This is a genomic window from Moorena sp. SIO4E2, from assembly GCF_010671945.1.
GTDB lineage: Bacteria > Cyanobacteriota > Cyanobacteriia > Cyanobacteriales > Coleofasciculaceae > Moorena > Moorena producens.
Genome location: NZ_JAAHIE010000247.1, coordinates 1 through 10,566, shown reverse-complemented (window position 1 = coordinate 10,566; position 10,566 = coordinate 1). Strand labels below are relative to the sequence as shown.

The 10,566-nt window shown below is 43.3% G+C and carries 7 protein-coding genes and 1 pseudogene; 5 read left to right on the top strand and 3 right to left on the bottom strand.

The genetic code is table 11. From position 1 onward, the window contains the following. Positions 1 to 278 precede the first annotated feature (278 nt). Positions 279 to 506: a hypothetical protein gene (locus F6K37_RS22445; RefSeq protein ID WP_008190244.1), complete on the top strand. Its 228-nt coding sequence runs from the start codon at positions 279 to 281 to the stop codon at positions 504 to 506. Between the two features lie 149 nt (positions 507 to 655). Here the strand turns inward: F6K37_RS22445 and F6K37_RS22440 are convergent, their stop codons facing one another. Continuing rightward, positions 656 to 1,228 (bottom strand): Uma2 family endonuclease, encoded by a 573-nt coding sequence (locus F6K37_RS22440; protein WP_008190242.1) that lies wholly within the window; start codon positions 1,226 to 1,228, stop codon positions 656 to 658. Between the two features lie 328 nt (positions 1,229 to 1,556). Between F6K37_RS22440 and F6K37_RS22435 the strand changes: the two genes are divergently transcribed. From F6K37_RS22435 to F6K37_RS22425, 3 genes are all read left to right on the top strand, one after another. Continuing rightward, positions 1,557 to 2,192 (top strand): type I restriction endonuclease, encoded by a 636-nt coding sequence (locus F6K37_RS22435; RefSeq protein ID WP_287252243.1) that lies wholly within the window; start codon positions 1,557 to 1,559, stop codon positions 2,190 to 2,192. Between the two features lie 159 nt (positions 2,193 to 2,351). After that, entirely contained in the window at positions 2,352 to 2,684 is a 333-nt protein-coding gene (locus F6K37_RS22430; RefSeq protein ID WP_287252242.1) for a DUF433 domain-containing protein, read from the top strand. 12 nt (positions 2,685 to 2,696) lie between these two features. Continuing rightward, the gene (locus F6K37_RS22425) at positions 2,697 to 3,092 is read left to right on the top strand and encodes a DUF5615 family PIN-like protein (protein WP_287252240.1); all 396 of its coding nucleotides are present in this window, start codon (positions 2,697 to 2,699) and stop codon (positions 3,090 to 3,092) included. A 43-nt stretch (positions 3,093 to 3,135) separates the two neighbouring features. Here the strand turns inward: F6K37_RS22425 and F6K37_RS22420 are convergent. Beyond that, positions 3,136 to 8,982: pseudogene (locus tag F6K37_RS22420) on the bottom strand (amino acid adenylation domain-containing protein); the annotation flags it as partial. Between the two features lie 432 nt (positions 8,983 to 9,414). Between F6K37_RS22420 and F6K37_RS22415 the strand changes: the two are divergent. Next, complete coding sequence (locus F6K37_RS22415) at positions 9,415 to 10,002, top strand: class I SAM-dependent DNA methyltransferase (RefSeq protein ID WP_287252236.1); 588 nt, start codon at positions 9,415 to 9,417, stop codon at positions 10,000 to 10,002. Between the two features lie 113 nt (positions 10,003 to 10,115). Here the strand turns inward: F6K37_RS22415 and F6K37_RS22410 are convergent, their stop codons facing one another. Continuing rightward, positions 10,116 to 10,337 (bottom strand): hypothetical protein, encoded by a 222-nt coding sequence (locus F6K37_RS22410; protein WP_287252234.1) that lies wholly within the window; start codon positions 10,335 to 10,337, stop codon positions 10,116 to 10,118. Between the last annotated feature and the right edge of the window lie 229 nt (positions 10,338 to 10,566).

The window sequence follows — 10,566 nt, the reverse complement described above, 5'->3', positions numbered from 1 at the left end:
ACGATTATTGTGGTTGAACCTGGGCTGATTAAAAATTCCACAGCACAATCGATTACAGCAATGATGAAATTAGATCCTAAAGACCGTGTCGATGTCAGATTAGAAGGTGTAGACAAAAGTACCTTTACTGTGTCTTATAGTTCTTTTATGGGATTCCTGATTGGTCAATAGTTGGTAATATAGCAGTTTGAACTTCCTTGTGGCTTTTAGGGAGTAGGGAGTATTTGAATTAAGAATGTAGAATTGAGAATTGAGAATTAAGAATTAAGAATTGAGAATTGAGAATTGAGAATTTGGAATTCTACATTTTGCATTCTACATTCTACATTCTGCATTCTAGATTCTGCATTCTGACAGACAACCTACCCTTCGGGAACGCCAAAGGCGAACAACCAGCTAACCTTCAACCAGCTAACCTTCAACCGACTAACCTTCAACCGACTAACCTTCAACAGTATGATCAACCCTATAGACCCGGAAGAAAAACTCTACCGGTTGTTGGGTAGATAATGCGTTCGCGTAGCGTGGCCTACGGCCAATCGCGAAGCGGTTCCTTACTGGCAGTGCCAGACGCTGCGCGAACGGAACATCGCCCTTAATTGAGCTTAATCAAAACTCCCTACTCCCTACTCCCTACTCCCTACTCCCTACTCCCTTAGGTTGCTGAACTTCCCATTTTCAACCAGCAAAAAATTTCCTCTGCTGTCAACTGAAGCTCGATACCATCTAACACCACTAGAGAGTCACTTCCCTGACACAATTCCGGTTGTTGGTTAGGTAGAAAAATCAAGACCGAGCGGTCGTAAGGGTCAATGAGCCATCCTAGTTGAGAACCATGTCTTAGACAATGTAAAATGTTACCTGTCACTCGGTTTGAACTCTGGCCGGGAGAGATAATTTCAATAGTCCAGTCTGGAGCAATAAACACATCATCTACAGGCTCTCCTTCATCATCAAATTCAATCTGGTTCCAGCGAATAACTGCTAGATCGGAAACAATTGACCGTCCGCCAAAAGTACATCGTAGCTCTGGGAAAGCGTAGGCAATTTGCTCTTCCTCAACAACAGTATTAATTGTACTCGTCAACTTGATATTAAGTCTGGAGTGGCGAGTTTTAGGCATTGGTTTCTGGGTAATTTCACCATTGATATATTCCCTAGGGGGTTTGGTCTCTGGGAGTTCCAGAAACTCTTCGAGAGTCAAAGGTAAGGCAGCTATCTTTACCATTGGCAGCTAGTTCCAGAAACAGATGTGACCATACTATAGCAATTCTGAATCGGGTCAGGTACTTTCCTTCTTGGTTTTATGATACTGTTTCCGTCAATTCTTCTCCACTGATCCGAAGTTCCCTGATCTGAAGTTACCCATAACTGCCGCAAAGTCATATAATTGCTTAGGCGAAAGGCGAATGCAATACGTCGAACTAGTCGATTCCCAAGGTGGTAGGTATCACAGCGGTTAAAACCGCACGAGTCGCTGTCTTGATGCACCCGATAATGCCACAGGTTTTATTTAAGATATAATTTAAATATGACTATGTAAAACAAAAATCATTATGGCTACTATTATTTCTCCATCAAAACTCAGCCTTAGTGACGTAGAAGATAAATTTAAGCTCCAAGAAGTAATGGAGCCGGAGTTTTTCCCAGAGTGCGTGGAAAACCTGCCCCAACTAAGTGAAATAGAAAGGCAAATGCTCGATAGAGCAAAAGCGAATTACAAGTACTTGTCTAAAGATTTGGTACTAGAAGACCTAGTTAAAATGGTTGTTGTTTCTCCCTTATTGGATTTGGCAGGATTTTACCAACCGCCTTTTAAAGTTAAAGCAGAGTATGAAGTGTCTTTACCCATTGAAGATAAAGATGAAGACACAATTATCAAAGGGCGTATTGATATTTTGGTAACTAGCAAACCAATTTGGATAGCCGTTATTGAGTCCAAACGTTCTGCTGTGTCCTTACAACCAGCAATTCCTCAAGCACTAGTTTACATGCTCAAGATTCCCCAAACAGAGCAACCAACATTTGGTCTTATTACCAATGGTGCAAGCTTTATCTTTATCAAGTTAGTGAAAGGCGAAACCCTACGCTATGCTTTATCAAAAGCGTTTGATATCTGGAATCCTGGCAATTATTTATATGATGTTTTGGGGATTTTGAAGCGTATTGCTGCTGTCACGGCTAAGTCTTAGAGGAGACACAAGTAAGCTATCAGCTATCAGCTATCAGCTATCAGCTATCAGCTTATGCGTTACATCACAGGCTAGAAGCCTGTGCCACGCTACTTGAGGTGCTTTTGACTAAAAGAGGTAAGCATTCGTTTAGTTTTGATGGAATATAAAGCCTAAATTATGATAGATACCTTAGACCAAACTCAACCTAAAAGTGGACTTCTTCATCATTGGCAACTTTGGCGCTGGCTATTGGAAACCCAGCCCAAGGAAATACATAATCTCTGCTTGTTAGCTCTAATTGAAAAATTTGCCATATGGGTGAATAGTTTGGTTAGGGATCCTAACATAATGGGAGGGGAGTTGATTTTTTCTCAATCTCGCTTGTCAGTTCGTCGTATTGCTGGTCGGCTTAACCGGGGAGAATCCGCAGAGTTTATTCTTGAAGACTATCCTTATCTATCTCCGATAGATTTAGCTTTTGCCCAACTCTACATGGAAATCTATCAGTAGAGATAGGTATTAGTGTCAAATACTATCAAGTTACTAATTGATGAAGATTTATCCCCTGCTGTTGCCCGCTATCTCTGCCAACAATGTCTAGCCGATGCAATTGCCGTGCGCGATCGCGGATTATTGGGGGCAAGCGACCGTGAAGTCTTGGCATATGCTATTGATAATGACCGCATTTTGGTAACGGCAAATATCAAGGATTTTGAAAACTTTGTTGTTGAGTGTGAAGTGCATCCCGGCATCGTTTTTCTACAAGATGGAGAAATGACCCGCCGGGAACAAGAACAGGTGATGGAAGAGGTAGTTATCCCGGTGCTGCAAGAAGAAATCGAGCAAGGAAATGACCTGATCAATCGAGCGCTTTACCTAACTAAGGACAAAATGGTTAGATGGATAGACTTACCCTAAAGCTATCCTAAGGTGAGCCTTACTTACCAAACCCTCAATCCCCTCACTCTCTAACTAAAAGCTCTAGCTGTTTAGCTAAAATCTCAACATCGGGTGAGCGCATCATAGTATAATGATCACCAGGAATCCTGTAAGTTTCTAGACCACCTACTGCTAGCTCATTCCAACCTCGGTCTTCTGCTTCTAACTCCCTGGCAAAAAATAGAGCAATCCGACCAGAATAGGGCTGGGGTTGATAGCGATACATAGCCATTAAGTTGGCTTGGAAAACTCCAAATAGCTTACGCATCTGCTCAATACCGATTTCCGGTGGTAAGATATTGAGCCCTTTCGCTTCCCGAAGGATGTGCTGCAATTGCTCCTCTAACCCTCCTTGCTTAAGCTCCTCAACCGCAATCGACAGTTCTGTACCAAAAACACTACCCAAATCCTTAGCCAAAGAGCTTGCCAGCATCTGTTCATCCACCTGTTCTGGTCGGTCAATAGCAACAGGTGAATAGCTATCGATTAATGCTAGCAGAGCCACGTCTTCCCCAGCAGCAGATAATTGTTGAGCCATTTCCCAAGCAATAATACCACCATTAGACCAACCTCCTAGATAATAAGGCCCGACCGGCTGAATAGTTTGCAAGGTTTCAATGTAGCAACTGGCCATGTCCTCAATTCGGGTTAATGGTTCAGACTCACCAAATAAACCAGGGGATTGCAAGCCGTAAAAGGGTTGGTTATCTCCTAGATAACGAGCCAACTCTGCATAACAAAGAACATTGCCCCCAACCGGATGAACACAAAACAAAGCAGGTAAGTTTCCTACCTTGTTAATAGGAACTAGGGGAGAAGAAGATTGGTTTTCAGTGGTATTGACCAGAAGACTAGCTTGGTTTTCAATAGTGGGTTCCGTGAACAAGGTAGCTAAAGGTAAATCAGTTCCAAACTGCTCCTTAATCCGAGCCATGAGATCAACTGCTAACAGGGAATGACCTCCAAGATCGAAGAAGTTATCTTTAACTCCAACTGGGTGGACATTGAGGAGATTACACCAAATTTGGGACAGTTGCAATTCCAGGGAATTACGGGGTGAAACAAAGCCAGCTTCTTGAGGTCGATTAGATGTATCTAATTCAGGTAAGGCGCGCAGATCAACTTTGCCATTGGCGGTTAAAGGGAGTTTTTCCAAGAAGACAAAGCCAGAGGGAATCATATAATCCGGTAATTTTTGTTTCAGAAACTGTCGCAATTGGCTACTAGTTAGCTCTTCTTCTTGCTCGGAAACAATATAAGCCACGAGACGTTTCTGGTCGGATTGATCTTTCCTAGTCACAACCACTGTTTCCCCCACAGCTGGATGTTGACCTAAGACAGCTTCAATTTCTCCAAGTTCGATGCGGAAACCGCGAATTTTGACCTGGTTATCAATGCGACCTTTATACTCAATATCACCATTGGGCATATAGCGGGCTAAATCTCCCGTCTTATAAAGCCGACTTTCTTGTTTATGATTAAATGGGTTAGGAATAAACCGTTCATTATTCAAGTGTTCGCGATTCAAGTACCCTCGCGTGACACCTGCTCCACCAACATACATTTGCCCTGTTACCCCAATAGGCACTGGTTGTAAGTTTTCATCGAGGATATACATCTGTAAATCGGGAATTGGACAACCAATCGCACTGCCGTTGCTGTTAAGGTCGTTTATTGTTAGAGGTCGATAAGTAACATGCACAGTTGTTTCTGTAATACCATACATATTTACTAACTGTGGACTTTTATCCCCATACTGCTCAAACCATGGCTTCAAGCTCTGTAAATCTAAGGCTTCTCCACCAAAAATAACTAGTCGTAAATTTAGTTGTGCTTGTGTGTTGTTCGATTGTTCAACCTGAATCAGTTGGCGAAAAGCAGATGGGGTTTGGTTGAGTACTGTTACATTCTCGGAACACAGCAAGTCGTAGAAGCTTTGAGGATCTCGACTTATCCAGTAGGGGACAATGACAAGCCGTCCACCATAAAATAAGGCTCCCCAGATTTCCCAGACTGAAAAGTCAAAAGCAATGGAATGGAAATTAGTCCAAACATCATTGGCATTGAAGTGATACCAAGACTGAGTGGCTGCGAATAAACGAACCACATTTTTGTGTTCGACTAAAACTCCTTTGGGTTGTCCGGTAGAACCAGACGTGTAGATTGCATAAGCCAAATTATCCGAACCTACCCCAAGCTCAAGATTATCCTGAGTGTGTTGCTCTATTGTTCCCCAATCACTATCCAAACAAACCACCCGTGCAGTATGTGATGGCAAAGATGACAACAACTCCTGTTGGGTCAACAACACCTCCACACCCGAATCGGCCAAAATATAACTCAGACGTTCTGCTGGATAATTGGAGTCCAGGGGTACATAAGCACCACCAGCCTTGAGTATCCCCAACAGTCCCACTACCATTTCAATGGAACGTTCCACACAAATACCCACCAATGCTTCTGGTCTGACTCCGAGTGAAAGCAGGTGATGTGCTAGTTGGTTGGCTCTTTGATTTAATTGCTTGTAAGTTAGTTGCTCGCCATCACAAACCACCGCTACAGCATCAGGGGTTTTCTCTACCTGCTGCTCAAATAACTGATGGACACATTTATCTTGGGGATAGTCACTATCGGTATTATTCCATTCCACCAATAACTGCTGGCGTTCCACTGCTGTCAGCAACGGTAACGTTGAAACTTGTGCTTGTGGATTAGCAACAATACCTTCGAGCAAAGTTTGGAAATGCCCTACTATCCGGACAATAGTTGGCTGATCAAACAAATCGCTATTGTATTCTAACTTGGCCTCAATTCCCGACCCGGTTTCTTCCATTAACAGGGTCAGATCAAACTTGGCTATAGCACTTTTTAGTGATAATGGAGTTAATGTAAAACTAGCCAACTCCTGCTTCTGAATTTGGGCTTGCTGAAACACAAACATTACTTGGAATAGATTGCTATGGCTGAGGGAGCGCTCTGGTTTTAAGACCTCCACCAGTTGCTCACATGGCACATCTTGATTAGCGTAAGCATCCATTGCACAACTACGCACCCTAGCCAGTAATTCCAAGAAACTAGGATTACCCGATAAATCATTACGCAGCACTATAATATTAGCAAAGAAGCCAATTAGGGGTTCCATTTCTGGGCGGGTGCGGTTAGCAATAGGAGAACCAATGGCAATATCCTCCTGGGAGCTATAGCGGTAAAGTAAAGTTGCCCAGGCTGCCAGTAGTGTCATGTACAACGTTGCTCCTGAAGCTTGGCTTAAGGCTTTCAGTTTCTCAGTTAACTCACCATTGACTTCAAAGTCCAAGCTACTACCTTGGTGAGTTTGTACCGGAGGACGGGGGCGATCTGTCGGCAATTCCAGCAGTGCTGGTATTCCCGCTAACTGTTGTTTCCAGTAGTTCAGTTGATTTTCCAGCACCTCCCCAGTAAACCATTGACGCTGCCAACTGGCAAAGTCCCTATACTGGATGGGGAGTTCTGGTAGTGGGGAGGGTTGTTGTGAGTAAAAAGCCGAATAAAGTGCCGATAATTCCTCAATAAATACTGCCATTGACCAACCATCCCAGATAATGTGGTGAATGGTCAGTAGTAGGACATGCTCTTCTTCAGCTAGGCGCAATAAACTTACTCTCAACAAAAGCCCTTCAGCCAGGTCAAAGGGAAGTTGAGCTTCTTCAACTGCTAACTGTTGGAGCTGGGCAAATTGTTCGGGTTCGGTCAACTGTTGTAAGTCAAAGATGGGTAACGTTATCTTCAGGTGAGGTGAAATAACCATTACTGGAGAACCATCCACCATCTTAACGTTGCTACGCATAACCTGATGACGGTTGACAATTTCTGTTAAGACTTGTTCTAGGATAGTCACATCAACACAGCCACGCAGATGCAGAGCAGTTTGCTCGTTGTAGACAGAACGGCTTTGTTCGAGTTGTTCCAAAAACCACAGTCGTTGCTGAGGAAAAGATAGGGGTAATTCTTCTTTTTTGTTAACCAGTTTTATGGGAGGTAACAGCTGATTATTTTTACTTGTGGTGCCTATAATCTTCTGGCTGAGTTTAGCTATGGTAGGGTCTTCAAATAAGTAGTGTAAAGGCAACTCTACTGAGAAAGTATTCCTGATTCTCGACAGCAGTTGGATTACTTGTATTGAATCTCCTCCCAAATGAAAGAAGTTGTCGTAAATACCGATTTCCTCTAATCCCAACACTTCAGCCCAAATACTGGCCAAGATCTCTTCTGTGGGAGTACGAGGAGCAACAAAATCAACTACCAGATCGCGACGAGCCTGGTTTGGTGGAGGTAGAGCCCGTCGATCTACTTTACCACTCGGTGTCAGAGGCAGTGCCTCCAAAACTACAAAAGCAGCAGGAATCATATAATCCGGTAGCTGTTCTTGTAAGAAATTGCGTACTTGGGACACCAGCTGAACTTGCTCTGTTTCCACAGGTGCAGATTCGGATTCCCCAGGTACAAGATAAGCCACTAAACGTTTGTCTTGGTTATCTTCTCTAGCTAAAACCACAGCCTGCTTCAGGTTGGGGTGTTGGCTTAGCAATACTTCAATTTCGCCTAATTCGATACGGTAACCCCTAATTTTAACTTGGTCATCTTTACGACCTATAAACTGGATCTTACCATCCGGTAGGTAGTGAGCCAAATCCCCGGTTTTGTAGAGGCGATCGCTATCTGTCTTTACCTTGTTAAAGGGATTAGCAATAAATCTTTTGGCAGTTATTTCCGGTCGGTTCAGGTAGCCTCGCGCTAGACAAACACCACCGATGTATAACTCTCCCTCCACCCCAGCCGGAACTGGTTTTAGGGACTGATCAAGAAGATAAATCTCGGTATTGGCAATCGGACGACCAATGGCAGGAAGTGCTGGCCAACTGGTCGGGGAACCTTTTAGGGTAAAGGAGGTGACCACATGACTTTCCGATGGGCCATAGTGATTGTGTAGGGTACAATCGTTTAGCTTCTCGAACAAGTTAGCGATCGCAGGAGTAATCTGCAACTGTTCCCCTGCGGTAATTACTTCCCGTAGACTTGCCGGAAATATTCCGAAAGTATCGGCAACTTCAGCAATTTGCTGCAAAGCCACAAAGGGAAGAAATAGTCGGGCAACCTCTTGTTCTGCTAGTAAATTTAACAGAAATACTGGGTCGCGCCGCACGTCTGAGGAGATTAAAACCAGTGTTCCCCCTGCACACCAGGTCGAGAAAATTTCTTGGAAGGAAACATCAAAACTGATCGGGGCAAATTGCAGTGTTTTGCTATCGTTATCAACTACAGTATTTTCCAGCTGCCACTTGATCAGATTAACTAGGGAACGGTGGGGCATGGCTACGCCTTTCGGCTTACCTGTAGAGCCCGAAGTGTAGATAATATAAGCCAAGTTATCAACTGTCAGGCTGCTAGTAGGATTTTGTTCGTTATGGGTAGAGATGATTTCCCAATCTGTATCTAAACAAATCACATTAGCTTGATGTTTCGGTAATTGAGAGACTAATTGGTTTTGAGTGAGCAATACCGATGCCTGGGAGTGGTCAAGCATGTAGGCTAAGCGCTCTGGGGGATAAGCGGGGTCTAAGGGCACATACGCTCCACCTGCTTTGAGAATTGCCAAAAGTCCCACCACCATCTCAACAGAACGTTCAACACAAATCCCGACTAACACTTCAGGTTCTACGCCCAAAGTTTGTAAATGGTGCGCTAATTGATTCGCTTTAGTATTGAGGGCTCGGTAGGTTAGCTGTTGGTCTGCAAAGATTACAGCAACTGCCTCCGGTGTTCGTTCTACTTGTGCCTCAAATAGCTGAGGAATACAACGGTATTTATCTTGCTGATTATTCAAGTTAACGTTCATCAAAAAAATTTTTCCGGCTTCCTATACTTGACACGGGCATCAACTGGAAATTTGCTCTCTTGTGGGGATTTTATCTCTTCTCCTCCCGCTGTTTTGGGGGGCTGGTTCTGATTGTCAATTAGCTGAGGTTATGACCCTCGGTAGTCTAACACTTGACGGGCGAATATAGATGTAGACTGTCGAATCTGGAGGCTAATCGTTAATTATTATATCCCATTATCGCCACTTTGTCAAACGTATAATATGCCATTTATAGCGTTGATCATAGTAATGAGGTATACAGGATTTTTTTGGTTACCTATTCCCGATTCCCGATTCCCGATTCCCGATTCCCTGTTCCCTAAAATCCTAAATTTTTGTAGCTAAACCAATTGATAAATGGTTGAATAATGGATTATACTATATCTAAATATATCAATAAAAAATATGTCAACAAAAATTGCGGCTGAAGACTATTATGATAAATTTGCTGCCAAATATGACGAAGTGTTAAAGCAGCCCAGTTCTAATGTACAGTATGTCAATGAAGCGGTTAAAATCTTCCATCGACATAATCACCATCAAGGCAGTGTTTTAGATATTGCTTGTGGAACAGGTATCCTAAGTGAATTGTTACAAGGAGAGTTTGACTATACAGGGATTGATCTTTCAAGTAAGATGCTGGATTATGCGGCAAACAGGGGTTATAAAACCATCCACAAGCCCATTGAAACAGCCCTCGCTGAAATTGATAGCCAGTCCTACGATTTTGTGTTTTGTTTAAGTTCATTACTGTTTGTGGAAGACGTGGCAACAGCTATTAAGCATATGAATCGGATTGCTCGCAAAACGATTATTTTTAGCCTTGATGAAACAACAGAAGAATATATTAAAAAGGTTGGTATACCAGTTTATGACCACTCTAAAGTTGCCATCGACAATGCCATCGAAGATTATTTTATTGTAGGTTGGACTTCTCCAAGCCAAGGAATTACAATCCGAACTCGTATGATTTATATTGAATTAAATAAATAATAATTGTATAGGATTTTTAATAGCAAAGGGAATCGGGAATTGGGAATCGGGAATCGGGAATCGGGAATCGGGAAACAAGATTGTTTCTATCATTCCAGATAGGCTTACTAATTCTAATAATGTAGTTGTGAACTAGACCAGGAAGAAAACTCTACCGGTTGTGCTGGAGATAATGCGTTCGCGAAGCGGTTCCGTTCGCGTAGCGTGGCCGAAAGGCCAAGGAACATCGCGCCCAATTTCCCTGAATCAAAATCGGGTGCATCTTCTAAAAGTTGTTTGACCCAGCAGTGGTGCGTTACGGGCAGCAACCTAACCCTGGCTACGAGGCCAAACATGAAGGCCCCCCTAAGGCACCCTACGCAACTCCCTGCTCCCTACTCCCGACTCCCGACTCCCGACTCCCTTTCCTAAAGCCTGAGCCCAAACCCCTAAGCACGGAATTTTTTGTCAGAATACTAGAGTTGAAATGGTTAAGTCAGTAAAGGTAGTAAGCATGGACACGGTCCGCGAGTTGCATCAACAGCTAATCAACAAAGAACGCTCAGCTGTAGAAATCACCCAAGA